Raw genomic sequence first — 17263 nt, forward strand, 5'->3', positions numbered from 1 at the left:
GAATAAAAAATGTTAAGTAGATCAAAAAATTAATAATTAGCCGTTTTCATTTTGTGAGATTTCCGCTAGTCTAACGGCGATTTTTTTATTTATTTCAACGAATAAGGATAACGCTATGACAACACTTTTTGAGGTTGCACAACATTGGTTAAACCAAGATCCTGACGCAGAAACTCGTGCAGAATTAACCGCACTTTTAGATGCAGCAAAAGGCGGAGATAAAGCGGCAGAGGCAGAATTGCACGCACGTTTTAATGGTCGTTTGCAATTTGGTACGGCAGGTTTACGTGGCCGTTTACAAGCTGGCTCAATGGGGATGAACCGAGTTTTAGTTTCTCAAGCTGCTGGTGGTTTAGCGGAATATTTAAAAGGTTACGATAAAGAACCATCTATCGTAATTGGTTACGACGGCCGTAAAAACTCTGATGTTTTTGCCCGTGACACCGCTGAAATTATGGCGGGTGCAGGCGTGAAAGCCTATTTATTACCACGCAAATTACCGACTCCAGTTTTAGCTTATGCGATCCAATATTTTGATACCACTGCAGGTGTAATGGTGACAGCAAGCCATAATCCACCGGAAGATAACGGCTATAAAGTATATTTGGGCAAAGCAAATGGCGGCGGTCAAATCGTTTCACCAGCAGATAAAGACATCGCAGCATTAATTGATAAAGTTGCGGCTGGCAATATCCAAGATTTACCACGTAGCGATAATTATGTGGTGTTAAATGATGAAGTGGTAGATGCGTACATTACAAAAACTGCATCATTAGCTAAAGAGCCAGCTTGCGACATTAACTATGTTTATACCGCTATGCATGGTATTGGCTATGAAGTTTTAAGTAAAACACTGGCAAAAGCAGGCTTACCACAACCCCACGTAGTAGCAGATCAAGTTTGGCCAGATGACACATTCCCAACGGTGAATTTCCCAAATCCAGAAGAAAAAGGCGCATTGGATTTAGCAATTAAAGTGGCAAAAGAAAAGAACGCTGAATTTATCATTGCGAATGACCCAGATGCAGACCGTTTAGCCGTTGCTGTGCCTGATGCGCAAGGTAACTGGAAATCACTACACGGTAACGTGGTTGGCTGTTTCTTAGGTTGGTACTTAGCAAAACAATATCAAGGTAAACAAGGCACATTGGCTTGCTCACTTGTTTCTTCTCCTGCGCTCGCTGAAATTGCGAAAAAATACGGTTTCCAATCAGAAGAAACCTTAACTGGTTTCAAATACATCGGTAAAGTATCTGGCTTATTGTTCGGTTTTGAAGAGGCATTAGGCTATTTAGTGGACCCAGACAAAGTACGCGATAAAGACGGTATTTCTGCAGCAATCGTGTTCTTAGATCTTGTGCGTAACTTGAAAAAACAAGGCAAAACTTTAGCAGATTATGCTGATGAATTTACCAAAGAATTTGGTGCTTATGTGAGTGGACAAATCTCTATTCGAGTCAGCGATCTTTCAGAAATCGGAAAATTAATGACCGCACTTCGTAACAATCCACCAGCAGAAATCGCTGGCGTGAAAGTGGCACAATTTATCGACCACATTAAAACAGATCGTCAAAGCGATATCCTTGTATTTAACTTGGAAAATGGCGGACGCTTAATTGCTCGTCCTTCAGGTACTGAACCAAAAATTAAATTCTACTTAGATGCGCGCGGTAAAGATCCAAAAGATGCAGATCGCGTACTAGCAGAATTTGATGAAGGTGTTCGTCACGTTCTTCGCCAAGATGCTTATGGCAAACAAGACTGCTAATTGCAAAATAGTAAGAAAAGACACCGCTTGTAAAAGCGGTGTTTTTGCATTTAAGCACTTTTGCTTTTTAAAATTTTCCCTAAATTCGTTTCCAACCAATCCACCAACTCAAACATCTTATTAGATGCCTCTCTCCCAAATTCTGTTAATGTGTCATCTACTTGTGGCGGAACAGTGTTGTAGGATTTGCGAATTACGTAATGGTTGGTATACAGAAAACTACACTGAATCAGTTCCAGCTGCATTAGCAAACAATGCTTTCTATGGTTCAGCAGAAAACGGAAAAATTTCATCCGCACTTCGTGCAGAACTTGCTGAAGCTGCAGCGGATTATGCCGTAGCACTTGTACAAGTAGGATTAGGTGAAGGCTTTGCAGGCTTAATTGCACAATGGGATATGGATACGTCAAACGGTGCATTGACTTGTTGTTTGAAAAGGGTGTGGTATTTGGTCATAAAAAATCTGCACCTTAGTTAGTTGGTTATTTAATCCAGCTTTTGGGGTGCAGATCATTTCTAGCTTGCCTTTTGTTTTACCATTTAATTAATGTTTAGTTTGTTCTTCCTCAGATTTTTCTTCTGCATTTTCTGCTTGTTGGCGATTCATATATTCAACAAACAATGCATCAAAGTTTACTGGAGATAAGTTTAATGCAGGGAACGTACCGCGATTTACTAAGTTAGACACTAATTCACGTGCATAAGGGAAAAGCATATTCGGGCATTGAGAAGTTAAACAATGCGCCATTTGAACATCTTCTAAACCGCTAATAGTAAATACGCCCGCTTGTTTTACTTCGCAAATAAATGCGACATCGCCACTATCTTCAAGTGTAGTTTCAACAGAAATGTTTAATACCACTTCATATAAGTCATCGCCAACTTGGGTTGTTTCGGTGCTTAAATCAAAACCAAGTTTTGGTTTCCATTCTTGTTGGAAAATATGTGGAAGATTTGGAGCTTCAAAAGACACATCTTTCACATAAATACGTTGAATTTGGAGAACGGGTTGTTGTTCTTCTGTTGCTGCAACGTCTTGTTTTTGTTCTGACATTTTCTATTCCTTATTATTTATGTTTTTTAACTAAAGGTAAATTTGCTGCTACCCACGCGGAAAGGCCTTCTTTCAATACAAATACAGAATTAAAACCTTGTTTGGTTAAAAATACTGCAGAAGCAGAGGCTGAAGTACCATTTGTATCGACTAATATAAGAGCTTTCTCTTTATGCGACTCTAATTTTCCGATGTTTTGATTTTTAATTTCGCTTGGAAGCACATTAATACTATTAATGATATGTCCACGTTGAAATTCTTCAAGACTACGTAAATCTACCACAATGGCTTCATCGGAATTTATTAGCCGAATAACTTCATTGTGCGTAATTACTTTAAATTTACTCGTTGCGCCTTTGTAGAAGGTATAAATCACTATCACGAAAATCGCAAACCAAGAAACCGCTAAAAGAGTATGTTTTTGAGCAAACTCTGTTGCCATTGAGATAAATTCTTGCATTGTTTTCTCTACTGATTAAGTACGTCAAAATAGGGCTCAAGTATAACCGCACTTGGGTTATCTTTCAAAAAAATATTCAAAATATAGAATACATTAAATTATCTTTATTTCAGCTGATGGAAAATAACAGAAATTTTCAACATTATTTATTGATCCAAGTTATGGAATCTCTACCTATTTGTTGCTATATTACACGCCGTTTCAACAAATAAAACACAGTGTTTTTTATTAACTTAGGGGGGCAGTATGTCTGCAATGTTTTTACTACAATTTGCCATCGTATTATTGTGTATCTTTGTGGGTGCGCGTGTAGGTGGTATCGGTTTAGGTGTATTTGGTGGTTTAGGTCTTGCCATTCTTTCTTTTGGCTTTGGCTTGAAACCAGCAGGTTTACCTATTGATGTTATGTTTATGATTATGGCTGTAGTGGCAGCCGCGGCAGCAATGCAAGCAGCTGGCGGTTTAGACTACATGATCAAAATCGCAACCAAAATCTTACGTCGTAATCCTAAACACATTACGTTTATTGCGCCAGCAGTAACTTGGTTATTCACTCTCTTAGCGGGTACTGGTCACGTGGCATATTCTGTATTGCCAGTTATCGCTGAAGTGAGCCGTCAAAACGGTATCCGTCCTGAACGCCCAATGTCAATGGCGGTAATTGCATCACAATTTGCTATCGTAGCAAGCCCAATCGCTGCAGCGGTGGTGGCTGTGGTTGCTTACCTTGAGCCACAAGGCATTCATCTTGGCGATGTTTTAATGGTAACCATTCCTTCAACTATTCTAGGACTTTTCCTTGCTTGCTTATTTGTTAATAAAATGGGTAAAGAATTAAAAGATGATCCAGAATATCAACGTCGTTTGAATGATCCAAAATATGCAGATATTTTTGCTTCTACCACTTCAGTCAAAGAAGTAGAAGTGAGCAAAACAGCTAAAATTTCCGTTTCTTTATTCTTATTTGGTGCTTTACTTGTCGTGTTAATGGGTGCAGCTCCTTCTATTCGACCTGTTTTTGATGGAAAACCAATGGGAATGGCACATACCATTGAAATTATTATGCTTTCTATTGGTGCATTGATTATCTTAACTTGTAAACCAGATGGCACAGCGATTACCAAAGGTTCTGTATTCCATGCAGGTATGCGCGCAGTAATCGCAATCTTCGGTATTGCTTGGTTAGGTGACACTTTAATGCAGGCACACATTACTGAAGTAAAAGAAATGGTGAAAGGCTTAGTTGAAACTGCACCATGGGCATTTGCTTTCGCTCTATTTGTACTTTCAGTATTAGTAAACAGCCAAGGTGCAACAGTAGCGACATTGTTCCCTCTTGGTATCGCATTAGGTATCCCTGCACCTGTATTAATCGGTGTATTTGTTGCTGTAAATGGTTACTTCTTCATCCCTAACTATGGTCCAATCATTGCATCTCTTGACTTCGATACCACAGGTACAACCAAAATCGGTAAATACATTTTAAACCACAGCTTTATGCTTCCAGGTTTATTGAGCATGTTTTTCTGCTTATTAATCGGTTTAGGTCTTTCTCACGTTATTCTTTAAAATGTGATTCGATAACAAAGAACGGTGCTGAAATAGCACCGTTTTTGTTGTTCTAATATCAACTTAAAATAACTCAAAAAATAACCGCACTTTGATATATAAGTGCGGTTATTTTTATGAAAGTTTTCCGCCCTGTTTCGTTGTTATGTTATCATTACATTAATGTAACATTTTTAACAATTTAAACTTTTAGGAGAGCTTTATGAAAAACGTCGTGATCGTTGGTGGAGGTGCTGGCGGTATTGAATTAGCAACATTTTTGGGTAATAAATTAGGTCGTCAAAAACAAGCTAAAGTGACGCTGGTTGATCGTAATGCCACCCATTTATGGAAACCCTTATTGCATGAAATTGCAACAGGTGTAATGGATGATGGCGTTGATTCTTTAAGTTATCGTGCGCACGGTAAAAATCATTTTTTCAGTTTTGAGCAAGGTTCAATTATACGTATTAATCGCGAGCAAAAATATGTTGAACTTGCACCTGTTTATGGACAAGAGGGCGATATGCTTGTCATTGCTCGTCGAATTCCTTACGATTATTTAGTGATTGCCATTGGCAGTAAATCTAATGATTTCAACACAAAAGGGGTGGCTGATAATTGTATTTTTTTAGATAGTTCAAAACAGGCTTTACGTTTTCAACATAAACTGTTGGAATTATTTTTAAAATTTTCAGAAAACCGCGCATTAGATGACATTGGCGAAGAAGAATTTAAACAAAAGTTAGTGGATGAAAATAAAGTAAATATTGCTATTGTGGGAGGTGGTGCTACTGGTGTGGAATTAACCGCAGAACTTTATCATGCCGCTGAAGATTTGTCTTCTTACGGTTATGGTAAAATTGATAGTTCTTGCTTACAAGTTACTTTAGTCGAAGCAGGAACACGTTTATTGCCAGCATTACCTGAAAATTTATCTGCTGCAGTGTTAGATGAATTAAAGGAAATGGGCACCAATGTGCAATTAAACACAATGATTACTGAGGCGCAGCCAAATACACTTATTACCAAAGATGGCGGGGAGATTAAAGCTGATCTTATTGTTTGGGCAGCAGGAGTTCGCGCCTCAACAGTAACGCAGCAATTTGATGGATTAGAAATTAATCGTATCAATCAATTAGTGGTTAAAGATACACTTCAAACTACCGTTGATGATAGTATTTTTGCGATTGGCGATTGTGCAGCATTTATACAATCAAATGGTAAATTGGTTCCGCCAAGAGCGCAAGCTGCACATCAAATGGCAAAGGCTTGTGCAAAAAATATTTTTGCATTGTTTGAAAATAAACCACTGAAATCTTTTAAATATAACGATAAAGGTACTTTAGTTTCTCTGTCAAATTTTACCGCACTTGGTAGTCTAACCAATAAGTTTGGTAAAAATCCACTTACCGTTCAAGGTAAATTTGCGCAGTTTGCTTATGTGTCTTTGTATCGAATGCACCAACATGCTTTGCACGGTTGTATTAAAATTGGTTTGATTATTCTCGTTGATAAATTGAATCGTTATTTAAAACCAAGATTAAAATTGCATTGATTAAGTATAATTTTTCGTTAAATGCGATCTAAATCATTTATATAAAAGAAAGGGCATCAATGATGCCCTCAGTATTGTTTTATGAAGAAAGATCTTCGGATTTTTCAATTGTTCCTTTCACCGTTAAGCAAATTTCTGTTGAAATCAAATGGGAAAGCGTTGAAGCTAATTCTTCTATTTTATCAAGAACAGTATAACCAGATTCATCAAAGTAACGTTGTTCTTTCAAGTTTGCAATAAAGCTTGAAAAAACCGCTTTATCAAAGAATTCTGGTGCATTTATGCCGTGTAATACTGATAAACGTTGAGCAACAAGCTGGCTTTCTTTTTCAAGTTCAGCTCGAGAAATAGCAGGTTGTTTTTGTAAAATAGTGACAGTAATGTAATAACGTTGCAAGATTTCCTGCATTCCCGCAGACCAAAGCTGTAAAATTCGTACTTTTGATTTATTAATAGATAAGAAGTTATCATTTGAATTAATAACGCTTTGGCGTGCAAATTCATTAATGATTTGATGGATTTGTACATTCAATTCATCTTCATTGAAATGTAAGAACAATTCGCCTTGTAAGAAAGGGTAAATTTTTCTAATCGCGTCTAATAATAAATCTTTTTGGATCGCTTCGTAATGCAAAATAATACTCGCAACTAAAGATGGTAATACGAATAGATGCTGAATATTATTACGATAATAAGTCATTAGTACAGCAGATGAACGTTCTAAGCGTACAATTTCGCCAAAATTATCTTTTTCAATTAACACACCTATACGATCTAAAGCTAATACGTGTTCTAACATTGCTTGCGGTGTCACATTTGGTAGGACTACGTCCGTAGAATAAGGGACATTTTGTAACAATTGTTGATAACTACTAAGTTGTTCTAACAGTTGCTCACGTGAAAGTGCTCGCTGACGAGATGAAAGTAGTGCTGTACCCACAAGGTTCATTGAATTAACTGCCGCTGCTTTGTTAATATTAATCATTACTTGTTTAGAAATATTATTTACCGCAGGTGTAAACCATTGTGGTTTTTCTTCGTGATTTTGCTCTTTCCAATCAGGGAAATGTTGGCTCAAATAGTTTGAAAGCGTAATTGGCTCACCAAAATTTACAAAACCTTGACCAAGATTACGTAATTTTTTAATTACACGAAGTACTAAACCCGCATTTTCTTTTTCTTTCGCTGCACCACGTAATTCCTTAGCATAAGTGTCTACTTCTAATACGTGTTCATAACCAACGTAAACAGGAACAATCGAAATGGGGCGAGTTTGACTATGTTGCAATGCTTGAAGTGTCATTGACATCATACCTGTTTTTGGTGCCAGCAAACGACCTGTACGAGAACGACCGCCCTCAATAAAATATTCGACGGAATAGCCTCGATGGAATAGTTCTGATAAATATTCGCGAAAAATGGCAGAATATAGTCGATTTCCCTTAAAAGTGCGGCGAATAAAGAATGCCCCCCAACTACGAAACATTCTACCTATAGGCCAGAAATTTAAGTTAATCCCTGCCGCGATATGTGGCGGAACAAGACCTTGATGATAAAGCACATAAGAAAGCAATAAGTAATCGATATGACTACGGTGGCAAGGCACATAAACAATTTCATGACCTTCTAACGCTAATTTACGGACACGATTCGAATTTTGTACATTAATACCTGAATAAAGTTTATTCCAAAGCCAACGTAAAAAACGATCTACTGCACGTAAACTTGAATGGCTGACATCAGCTGCAATTTCATCCAAAATTTTATATGCTTCTTTTTGTGCTTTTTCAATACTGATATTTTTTGATTTTGCTTCATCTTCAATTGCTCGTCGGATTGCTTCTGATTGCAATAATTTATTAAACATTGCTTGACGATTTGGTAAACGAGGGCCTGTCGCTGAAATACGTTGTTTTGCGAAGTGCATTTTTGCAACTCGAGCCAGCTTTTGTGCAATTTTTTCATCTGAGCCATGTTCAACTACCATATAACGTAATGAAACCGCTTGAGAAAAACGCACAAAAGTATCACGTCCAAACCAAATTGCTGCAAATGTTTTTTGTATACCATTTAATAAACGCAAATTAGGCAAATCTGATTTATCTTCTTGTCCGGGAGAACGTCCCCAAAGAACAGAAACAGGAATAAGTTGCACATCTAAACTTTCAGAAGTGCGGTGTAATTCAAGATATTTATTGAAAATGGTAGTGGTTTCGTCTTTTGCACCTTTTGATTTAAAAATTCGGCGACCTTCGTCTAAATATACATAACGTGGTAACTTAACGCCATTAATTTCATTTTTCTCTGCGGGATCGGGCAAGCCTAATGCCAAGCAATTTCTGCGGAAAATAACGAAATCAGTTTGAGATGTATAAGGCAAAACATAAACAATAGGTTGATGAATATTAAGTGAAAGCTCTTCTATTGGATTGGCGGGAATAGGATTATTTTTCACCAATGCAGACAGCGGCAAGCTCAATAATTGGCGATACATATTTATAAAATTTGCCATAATAAATTTTCTCTTTGTTATAAGTTTGTAGATCTTATAGACGTTTAAAAAGCAGTTTGTGAATAGAACTATTTTTAGCCCTTTGGTGTTTTTATCGTCCAAAAACTCAAATATTTTAACACATCCGATCTCAACTAATTTAGAAAATTTGGCGACAAAATGTGACTTAATACACAGATTTAAAAAATAACAGTTGCAACTTTACACAATCTGTATACAATACCAGTTATCTGTGTTTAAAAACAGGAGTGTATATGAGACCATTAACCGCACGCCAACAAGAAGTGTTGGATTTATTAAAACGCCATTTGGAAACAACAGGTATGCCACCAACACGAGCAGAAATATCTCGAGAATTAGGTTTCAAATCTGCAAATGCCGCAGAAGAACATTTGAAAGCACTTTCACGTAAAGGTGCAATCGAAATCATTCCCGGCGCATCTCGTGGTATTCGTATTTTAGACAATAGTTCGAATGATGAATTTGACGGTTTACCGCTTGTAGGGCGCGTAGCTGCTGGAGAACCGATTCTTGCAGAGCAGCATATTGAAGCGACATATCGAGTAGATGCAGATATGTTTAAACCACAGGCTGACTTCTTACTTAAAGTTTATGGTCTATCAATGAAAAATGTTGGTATCTTAGATGGTGATTTACTAGCTGTGCATAGTACTAAGGATGTACGTAACGGACAAATTGTGGTTGCACGTATTGAAGATGAAGTAACAGTAAAACGTCTTGAGAAAAAAGGTTCTATCATTTATCTACACGCAGAAAATGAAGAATTTGATCCTATAGTAGTCAATCTTGAAGAACAAAAAAATTTTGAAATTGAAGGTATTGCAGTAGGCATTATTCGTAATAACGCTTGGATGTAATCTGATACCAAGAATGAATAAAGTGCGGTAAAAATTTACGGTATTTTTACCGCACTTTGCTTATACTAGAGTTCTTTATTTGCCATGATTTTTGCTGCTCTTTATAATGCAAAAATCTTGAATTTATACAAAGGATGGAAAAATGCAGTTTTCCAAAATGCACGGATTAGGTAACGATTTTGTTGTGGTTGATGGAGTCACTCAAAATGTGTTTTTTACTCCAGAAACGATCCGACGTTTAGCCAATCGCCATTGTGGAATTGGGTTTGATCAACTTTTAATTGTTGAAGCTCCTTACGATCCCGAACTCGACTTTCATTATAGAATTTTTAATGCTGATGGAAGCGAAGTTTCGCAATGCGGAAATGGTGCTCGTTGTTTTGCTCGGTTTGTGACATTAAAAGGGCTAACTAACAAAAAAGACATCTCGGTTAGCACACAAAAGGGTAATATGGTTTTGATGGTGAAAGATGACAATCAAATTCGTGTGAATATGGGCGAACCAATTTGGGAACCAGCAAAAATTCCATTTACCGCAAATAAATTTGAGAAAAATTATATTCTGCGTACAGATATTCAAACCGTACTATGTGGTGCAGTTTCAATGGGGAATCCTCATTGTGTTGTACAAGTAGATGATATTCAAACAGCAAATGTTGAACAGCTTGGTCCTTTGTTAGAAAGCCACGAACGTTTTCCTGAGCGTGTCAATGCTGGTTTTATGCAAATCATCAACAAAGAACATATTAAGCTTAGAGTTTATGAACGTGGTGCTGGCGAAACTCAAGCCTGTGGAAGTGGTGCTTGTGCAGCTGTTGCAGTTGGAATTATGCAAGGCTTATTGAACAACAATGTCCAAGTAGATTTACCAGGCGGTTCGCTCATGATCGAATGGAATGGTGTTGGTCATCCACTTTATATGACAGGCGAGGCGACCCATATTTATGATGGGTTTATAACTCTTTAATATTTTTTCCCCATTTATCTTAAAAAAGATTGGGCGTTTTTCTTAAATTAGCGTAAACATTTTGTATCTAAATATATTTTTATTGAACTGTTTGATAACTTTAAGTAATCAGAACAAGCATTTTTCATACAATCTCTAGATTTTTTACTCAAAGAAATAGATTATTAGCATAATAAAAAACCGCCTCTCGGCGGTTCTTGTTTTAAATCTTCTATCTACTACGCTAACACTGCCAATGCAGCTTCATAGTTTGGCTCTTCTTTAATTTCTTCAACTAACTGGCTGTGTAAAACATTGTTTTGTTCATCTAACACAATAACCGCACGAGAAGTTAAACCTGCCAACGGGCCAGTTTGAATATCTACGCCTAATTGTGAGTGTAATGCGTGGTTACGAAAAGTTGAAACTGTTTTGGCATTTTCAATTCCTTCTGCTCCACAAAAACGAGCTTGAGCAAAGGGCAAGTCTGCTGAAATACAAAGCACTACGGTGTTACTTAATTTTGCCGCTTGTTGGTTAAATTTACGTACTGAAGTCGCACACACACCTGTGTCGATGCTTGGAAAAATATTTAGGACCTTGCGTTTACCTGCAAAATCGTTTAATGCAACATCGGCTAAGTCATTACCGACTAAAATAAAGTTTTCTACTATTTCGCCCACTTGAGGGAAATGTCCGCCAACTTCAATAGGGTTTCCTGCTAATGTAACTGTCATAAAATCCTCTTTATTTAGATTAAGTGAAAAGTGTTTAAACTATACCACGCTTTCTAATTCTTTCCACCAATTAAAGCTATCCAGAATTTGATTTTCGGGAAAATTTCAGCCACCACACAATAACCAATAGCAAAGACTAATGAAAACAGTATGTGCGTTACCTCGATCCAGTTAAATTCGTGAAATCAATAGGGCTCTGCACGGTGGAAAAGGATGCTCCGCTCCCCATTTAACGAAAGCAGAGATAAAACCTGCAAAAAATTGCAACGCCATAACGACGTTTAGATGGTTCTGAAAATAAGCTCATTGTTATGTCCTTAAATTAATTGAAAGTATAAAAATTTCCGAGTTTATGAAAGTGTGTAATTTTACGTCTGTTATATCACATTATCAAACAAAAATACTTCAATTGGGTTATCTTTGGCTGGCTGTTCATAAGGTTTTAAAATTTATTAGCAATAGATAAAGTAATTGATTGATTTTTTAGCGGTTGTAGAGAGGGTATAAGCTTTGTATTACTTGAAAATAGGGAGTATGTTTGAACATAAATCTTCTTGTTTTATTTTGAATGCAAACGTTTGCTTTGTTCGTTATAATACGTCTGTTTTTTATTTTCTTTTATACGGAACTGCAATATGACTGTCAAAACCTTTCGTGGCTCGCCTGCTCTTTCTGAATTTCGTTTAACTCAACTTCAACAAAAATGCCAGCAATATCAATTGCCTATTACGTCAGTTTATGCAGAGTATTTGCATTTTGTTGAACAAAAAACATCGCTTGTAGAAGATGAAATCGTTAAATTACAAGCATTATTGCATTATGGGTCAATGTTTTCTGAACTCAAGCCTGCAGGATATTGTTTAATTGTGACTCCACGAGTGGGGACAATTTCCTCTTGGTCTTCAAAAGCGACAGACATCGTTCACAATTGTGGTTTGTCGAAGGTAAATCGTATTGAACGTGGTATAGCCTATTACTTCAATATTGAGCGTGATTTAACCGAAGCAGAATTGGCTACGCTGAAAGATTTATTACACGACCGTATGTTAGAAACCGTGTTAAATCACGAAACAGAAGCAGCCTTGCTTTTTACTCAACAAGAACCCAAAGCATTAACTACCATTGATATTTTAAATGGTGGCCGTCAAGCATTAGAACAGGCGAATATTGCCTTGGGTTTAGCGTTGGCAGATGATGAGATGGATTATTTAGTGGAAAGTTTTACTGCCTTAAAGCGTAATCCACAGGATGTGGAGCTTTATATGTTTGCACAAGCGAATTCAGAGCATTGTCGCCATAAAATTTTTAATGCCGATTGGATTATTGATGGCAAAAAACAGGATAAATCGCTGTTTAAAATGATCAAAAATACCTTTGAGCAAACGCCTGATTTTGTGCTTTCTGCTTATAAAGATAATGCTGCAGTAATGGAAGGTTCGAAAGTCGGGCGTTGGTTTCCTGATCCTGATGGACAATATCGTGTTCATCAAGAAGATGTGCACATTTTAATGAAAGTAGAAACACATAACCATCCCACAGCAATTTCGCCATTTCCTGGTGCCGCAACAGGCTCTGGCGGGGAGATTCGTGATGAAGGGGCAACGGGGCGTGGGGCAAAACCCAAAGCAGGTTTAACAGGTTTCTCGGTGTCTAACCTCGCTATTCCAAATTTTGAACAACCTTGGGAAAATCCATTGTCTAAACCAAATCGCATTGCTTCTGCCTTAGATATTATGATAGATGCGCCTTTAGGTAGTGCGGCATTTAATAATGAATTTGGTCGCCCAGCATTATTAGGTTATTTCCGTACTTATGAAGAAAAAGTAAATAGTTTTGCAGGAAAAGAAGTACGCGGTTATCACAAGCCGATTATGTTAGCTGGAGGAATCGGTAATATTCGTGGCGAACAGGTTCAAAAAGGCGAAATTCCAATCGGTGCTAAATTGATCGTTTTGGGTGGGGCAGCAATGAACATCGGTTTAGGTGGTGGTGCTGCTTCTTCGATGGACAGTGGTAAATCAAAAGAAGATTTAGATTTTGCTTCTGTTCAACGTGAAAATCCGGAAATGGAACGCCGCTGCCAAGAAGTTATTGACCGCTGTTGGCAATTAGGCGAAGAAAATCCAATCTTGTTTATTCACGATGTGGGTGCGGGTGGTTTATCTAATGCAATGCCTGAATTGGTACACGATGGCAAGCGTGGAGGAAAATTCGATCTGCGTTCTATTCTTTGTGATGAAAAAGGTATGTCGCCATTGGAAATTTGGTGTAATGAATCGCAAGAACGTTATGTATTAGCCGTTGCGCCAGAAAACCTCGAATTATTTACCGCACTTTGTGAGCGTGAACGTGCCCCTTTTGCAGTGATTGGCGAAGCAACACAAGCAGAACATTTAATCTTGCACGATAGTCATTTCGATAATAATCCAATTGATTTACCAATGAATGTGTTATTAGGCAAAACGCCGAAAATGACGCGTGAAGTTTTGTCAAAAACAGCAGAAAATCAATCACTTAAAACAGAAGGTATTCAATTAAAAGAAGCATTCCACCGTGTATTACGTTTACCCGTTGTCGCAGAAAAAACTTTCTTAATTACTATTGGTGATCGCTCGGTAACAGGTATGGTGGCACGAGATCAAATGGTGGGTCCTTGGCAAATCCCCGTGTCTGATGTGGCTGTTACTACTGCTTCACTGGATAGCTACCACGGCGAAGCAATGGCAATGGGCGAACGCTCTCCAGTTGCCTTGCTAGATTTCTCGGCTTCGGCACGTTTAGCTGTGGCGGAGGCCATTACTAACATTGCTGGCACCCTAATTGGCGAGATGAAACGTATTAAACTTTCCGCCAACTGGATGAGTGCAGCAGGTCACACAGGCGAAGATGCTGGACTTTATGAAGCAGTAAAAGCTGTGGGCGAAGAACTTTGTCCTGCGTTAGGCTTAACTATTCCTGTGGGTAAAGACTCAATGTCGATGAAAACCACTTGGATCGATAATGGCGAGAAAAAATCAGTGACCGCCCCGCTTTCATTAGTAATTTCCGCTTTTGCTCGTGTAGAAGATGTACGTAAAACGCTTACGCCACAACTTCGTACCGACAAAGGTTTCTCGAGTTTATTGCTAATTGATTTAGGCGAAGGGCATAATCGATTAGGTGCGACCGCACTTGCTCAAGTGTACAAACAGTTAGGAGACAAGCCTGCCGATGTGGTAAAGGTTCAACGCTTAAAAGATTTTTACAATGCAATGCAAATTTTAGTGGCAGAAGATAAATTATTGGCTTATCACGACCGTTCGGACGGCGGTTTAATCACAACTCTTGCAGAAATGGCGTTTGCAGGGCATTGTGGGGTAGAAGTTGATATTTCAGCCCTAGGCGACAACGATTTAGCGGTATTATTTAACGAAGAATTGGGAGCGGTTATCCAAGTTGCCGATAGCCAATTAGAAAGCGTACGTGAGGTGTTGAAAGCTCACAATTTGCTTGGTATTACTCACCAACTTGGTACGGTAACTGTTGATGATCGCTTTGAAATCAGCCGCGGCAGCCATAAATTATTCAGCGAAAAACGCTCTGAATTACGTAGTATTTGGGCAGAATTAACTTACCAAATGCAACGCTTACGCGATAATCCAGAGTGTGCTGAGCAAGAGTTTGAAGCTAAGAAAAACCCTGACGACAAAGGCTTATCCGCATTTTTGACTTACGATGTGAATGAAGATATTACTGCGCCATTTATCAATAAAGGTGTAAAACCAACCATTGCAATTTTACGTGAACAAGGTGTAAATAGTCATTATGAAATGGCAGCGGCGTTTGATCGTGCAGGCTTTAATGCAATTGACGTGCATATGTCTGATTTAATGATTGGTCGTCGTAATTTAGCAGAATTCAATGCAATGGTTGCTTGTGGCGGTTTCTCTTACGGCGATGTGCTTGGTGCAGGGGGCGGTTGGGCAAAATCCATCTTATTTAACCCGAAATTACATGAGCAATTCAGCCAGTTTTTTATCAATCCAAACACACTGACCTTAGGCGTATGTAACGGTTGTCAAATGATCTCTAACTTGGCGGAAATTATCCCAGGTACAGAAAACTGGCCGCATTTTGTACGCAACAAATCTGAACGCTTTGAAGCGCGTGTGAGTTTAGTGAAAATTAATGAAGTGGATTCAGTTTGGTTTGCAGGAATGGCAGGCTCACATATGCCCATTGCGGTTTCTCACGGGGAAGGACAAGTTAAGTTTAAATCAGTTGAACAGTTTGCAGGCTTAAAAGCACAAGGCATCATTGCCGCACAATATATTGACAACAACGGTAGCCCCACCGAACTATATCCTGCCAATCCGAATGGTTCTTCGGAGGGCATTACTGCAATTACAAATCTTGATGGGCGAGTTGCTATTATGATGCCACACCCTGAACGTGTGTTCCGTGCTGTGAGTAACTCTTGGCACCCAGAAAACTGGACAGAAGACGGTGCGTGGATGAGATTATTCAGAAATGCAAGAATGGTATTTTAGAGAAATAAATGGACTTGAAGGTTAAAAAAGTGCGGTGGAAATCTGGCAGATTTTCACTGTGTGCGTTACTTTTAAAACGGAATTTACGTATTTGTAAAATGAATAGGTAGGGGTATAATTATCTACCATAACTAAACAAATCACATCGTTTACGATTTGTCTTTTTATAAATAAATATTTTATGAAGGCGGAATTATGTTAATCACATTAACACATATTAATAATAACTTGATAATAAGAAATGAAATTTTAGATAGTCTTGGCAAGCAAGCAAGCAAGCAAGCAAGCAAGCAAGCAAGCAAGCAAGCAAGCAAGCAAGCAAGCAAGCAAGCAAGCAAGCAAGCAAAGAGTGACTTAAATAGTACATCACAAAGCAAACAAATTATTCTTCAAGAAATAAATAAGGTAAAAGAAAAGAGAACAATATTAGAAAAAATAATAAGATTGTTTACTAAACATAAAAGAATTACTGCTAAACAAAATAAGCAGAAATTTATCGTTCCATTTAAATAACTATGGAGAGATTATGTTTATTACACCTATCTTCATTATTAATCTAGAAAAATCTACAGATCGAAAAGCTTATATGCAAGCACAGTTTGAACAGTTATTTTCGAATAATTTAATACAAGAAATTCACTTTTTTGATGCTATTTATGGAAAATCAAATCCGAATCACCCATTGTTTCAACGTTACAATGAAAATAAGCGGTTGAATACAAAGGGGTATCCTTTAACCTTGGGTCAATTAGGCTGTTATGCGAGCCATTATTCTATGTGGGAGAAATGTGTAGAATTAGATTACCCTATTATTGTATTAGAAGATGATGCTAAATTTAAAAATAATTTCTTAGAAGTACTTGATTTTATTAATAGCGATAAAAATACGTTTGAATTTTTCTGGTTACAACCTGATCGTTTGAAAAATAAAAGAAAATTGATCTCTAATTTCGGTAATCTTTCGATATATCAATTTAGTAAAGGATTTGCTGGTGCTACAGGTTATTATTTAACTCCCCAAGCAGCAAGGAAATTTTTAACACAAAGCAAGGAGTGGTATTTAACCGTGGATGTGACAATGGATCGTTTTTTTGAGAATAAAGTGCCACCTTATGCAATAGTACCATTTTGCTTAGAAGATGATGGCGAGATAGAATCAACTATTTATGAGAAACAAAGGAAACAGAGATCATTAAAAATAGTGATTATGAGAGAGTTGTTTAATCTAAAAACTAATATTAAAAGACGTATTTATAACTTATTCCATTGATAA

Annotated in this window: 13 protein-coding genes and 2 pseudogenes; 9 read left to right on the top strand and 6 right to left on the bottom strand. The window is 37.6% G+C overall.

Annotated features, from left to right (window positions below):
• Positions 1 to 115: 115 nt before the first annotated feature.
• Positions 116 to 1768: a phospho-sugar mutase gene (locus DV356_RS00105; protein WP_118806361.1), complete on the top strand. Its 1653-nt coding sequence runs from the start codon at positions 116 to 118 to the stop codon at positions 1766 to 1768.
• Between the two features lie 50 nt (positions 1769 to 1818).
• Here the strand turns inward: DV356_RS00105 and DV356_RS00110 are convergent.
• Positions 1819 to 1965 (bottom strand): annotated as a pseudogene (locus DV356_RS00110) (winged helix-turn-helix transcriptional regulator); the annotation flags it as partial.
• Between DV356_RS00110 and DV356_RS00115 the strand changes: the two are divergent.
• A complete protein-coding gene (locus DV356_RS00115; protein ID WP_048954656.1) occupies positions 1917 to 2246 on the top strand; it encodes a hypothetical protein in 330 nt (109 codons plus the stop codon). The pseudogene DV356_RS00110 and the gene DV356_RS00115 sit on opposite strands and share 49 nt — an antisense overlap.
• A 66-nt stretch (positions 2247 to 2312) precedes the next feature.
• On the opposite strand, the gene secB is transcribed toward DV356_RS00115, so the two are convergent.
• Complete coding sequence (secB, locus tag DV356_RS00120; RefSeq protein WP_005630575.1) at positions 2313 to 2822, bottom strand: protein-export chaperone SecB; 510 nt, start codon at positions 2820 to 2822, stop codon at positions 2313 to 2315.
• Positions 2823 to 2835: 13 nt separating this feature from the next.
• On the bottom strand, positions 2836 to 3282 hold the full coding sequence (locus tag DV356_RS00125; RefSeq protein WP_118806362.1) for a rhodanese-like domain-containing protein: 447 nt from the start codon (positions 3280 to 3282) through the stop codon (positions 2836 to 2838).
• A gap of 246 nt (positions 3283 to 3528) precedes the next feature.
• On the opposite strand from DV356_RS00125, the gene DV356_RS00130 reads away from it, so the two are divergent.
• Both DV356_RS00130 and DV356_RS00135 read left to right on the top strand, forming a co-directional pair.
• Complete coding sequence (locus tag DV356_RS00130) at positions 3529 to 4851, top strand: anaerobic C4-dicarboxylate transporter (RefSeq protein WP_005655513.1); 1323 nt, start codon at positions 3529 to 3531, stop codon at positions 4849 to 4851.
• Positions 4852 to 5053: 202 nt separating this feature from the next.
• Entirely contained in the window at positions 5054 to 6388 is a 1335-nt protein-coding gene (locus tag DV356_RS00135; protein WP_048954657.1) for an NAD(P)/FAD-dependent oxidoreductase, read from the top strand.
• Positions 6389 to 6467: 79 nt separating this feature from the next.
• Here the strand turns inward: DV356_RS00135 and plsB are convergent, their stop codons facing one another.
• Positions 6468 to 8900 (bottom strand): glycerol-3-phosphate 1-O-acyltransferase PlsB, encoded by a 2433-nt coding sequence (plsB, locus tag DV356_RS00140; RefSeq protein ID WP_005685931.1) that lies wholly within the window; start codon positions 8898 to 8900, stop codon positions 6468 to 6470.
• Between the two features lie 254 nt (positions 8901 to 9154).
• Here plsB and lexA point away from each other — a divergent pair, with 254 nt between their 5' ends.
• Together lexA and dapF are read left to right on the top strand one after the other, a co-directional pair.
• Positions 9155 to 9778, top strand: coding sequence for a transcriptional repressor LexA (gene lexA, locus DV356_RS00145; protein WP_005648504.1), 624 nt, complete (start codon positions 9155 to 9157; stop codon positions 9776 to 9778).
• 142 nt (positions 9779 to 9920) lie between these two features.
• Positions 9921 to 10745: a diaminopimelate epimerase gene (gene dapF, locus DV356_RS00150; protein ID WP_118806363.1), complete on the top strand. Its 825-nt coding sequence runs from the start codon at positions 9921 to 9923 to the stop codon at positions 10743 to 10745.
• 218 nt (positions 10746 to 10963) lie between these two features.
• Here dapF and tpx read toward each other — a convergent pair whose 3' ends face one another.
• Together tpx and DV356_RS00160 are read right to left on the bottom strand one after the other, a co-directional pair.
• The gene (tpx, locus tag DV356_RS00155) at positions 10964 to 11461 is read right to left on the bottom strand and encodes a thiol peroxidase (RefSeq protein ID WP_005663159.1); all 498 of its coding nucleotides are present in this window, start codon (positions 11459 to 11461) and stop codon (positions 10964 to 10966) included.
• Between the two features lie 62 nt (positions 11462 to 11523).
• A pseudogene (locus DV356_RS00160) lies at positions 11524 to 11768 on the bottom strand (hypothetical protein); the annotation flags it as partial.
• Positions 11769 to 12096: 328 nt separating this feature from the next.
• Here DV356_RS00160 and purL point away from each other — a divergent pair.
• The 3 genes from purL (at position 12097) to DV356_RS00175 (ending at position 17260) form a co-directional block, all read left to right on the top strand.
• Positions 12097 to 15990, top strand: coding sequence for a phosphoribosylformylglycinamidine synthase (gene purL, locus DV356_RS00165; protein WP_105896969.1), 3894 nt, complete (start codon positions 12097 to 12099; stop codon positions 15988 to 15990).
• A gap of 195 nt (positions 15991 to 16185) precedes the next feature.
• Positions 16186 to 16503 carry a hypothetical protein gene (locus DV356_RS00170; protein ID WP_005666251.1) on the top strand — a complete coding sequence of 106 codons (318 nt, stop codon included), beginning with the start codon at positions 16186 to 16188 and terminating at the stop codon, positions 16501 to 16503.
• A gap of 13 nt (positions 16504 to 16516) precedes the next feature.
• On the top strand, positions 16517 to 17260 hold the full coding sequence (locus DV356_RS00175; protein ID WP_050845993.1) for a glycosyltransferase family 25 protein: 744 nt from the start codon (positions 16517 to 16519) through the stop codon (positions 17258 to 17260).
• Positions 17261 to 17263 lie beyond the last annotated feature (3 nt).

Source organism: Haemophilus influenzae (assembly GCF_003494325.1).
Taxonomy (GTDB): Bacteria; Pseudomonadota; Gammaproteobacteria; order Enterobacterales; family Pasteurellaceae; genus Haemophilus; species Haemophilus influenzae_I.

Bases quoted from the DNA above. Each gene is read 5' to 3' on its own strand.
- DV356_RS00105 (WP_118806361.1), top strand. From the start codon at position 116: ATGACAACACTTTTTGAGGTTGCACAACATTGGTTAAACCAAGATCCT.
- DV356_RS00115 (WP_048954656.1), top strand. From the start codon at position 1,917: ATGTGTCATCTACTTGTGGCGGAACAGTGTTGTAGGATTTGCGAATTA.
- secB (WP_005630575.1), bottom strand. From the start codon at position 2,822: ATGTCAGAACAAAAACAAGACGTTGCAGCAACAGAAGAACAACAACCC.
- DV356_RS00125 (WP_118806362.1), bottom strand. From the start codon at position 3,282: ATGCAAGAATTTATCTCAATGGCAACAGAGTTTGCTCAAAAACATACT.
- DV356_RS00130 (WP_005655513.1), top strand. From the start codon at position 3,529: ATGTCTGCAATGTTTTTACTACAATTTGCCATCGTATTATTGTGTATC.
- DV356_RS00135 (WP_048954657.1), top strand. From the start codon at position 5,054: ATGAAAAACGTCGTGATCGTTGGTGGAGGTGCTGGCGGTATTGAATTA.
- plsB (WP_005685931.1), bottom strand. From the start codon at position 8,900: ATGGCAAATTTTATAAATATGTATCGCCAATTATTGAGCTTGCCGCTG.
- lexA (WP_005648504.1), top strand. From the start codon at position 9,155: ATGAGACCATTAACCGCACGCCAACAAGAAGTGTTGGATTTATTAAAA.
- dapF (WP_118806363.1), top strand. From the start codon at position 9,921: ATGCAGTTTTCCAAAATGCACGGATTAGGTAACGATTTTGTTGTGGTT.
- tpx (WP_005663159.1), bottom strand. From the start codon at position 11,461: ATGACAGTTACATTAGCAGGAAACCCTATTGAAGTTGGCGGACATTTC.
- purL (WP_105896969.1), top strand. From the start codon at position 12,097: ATGACTGTCAAAACCTTTCGTGGCTCGCCTGCTCTTTCTGAATTTCGT.
- DV356_RS00170 (WP_005666251.1), top strand. From the start codon at position 16,186: ATGTTAATCACATTAACACATATTAATAATAACTTGATAATAAGAAAT.
- DV356_RS00175 (WP_050845993.1), top strand. From the start codon at position 16,517: ATGTTTATTACACCTATCTTCATTATTAATCTAGAAAAATCTACAGAT.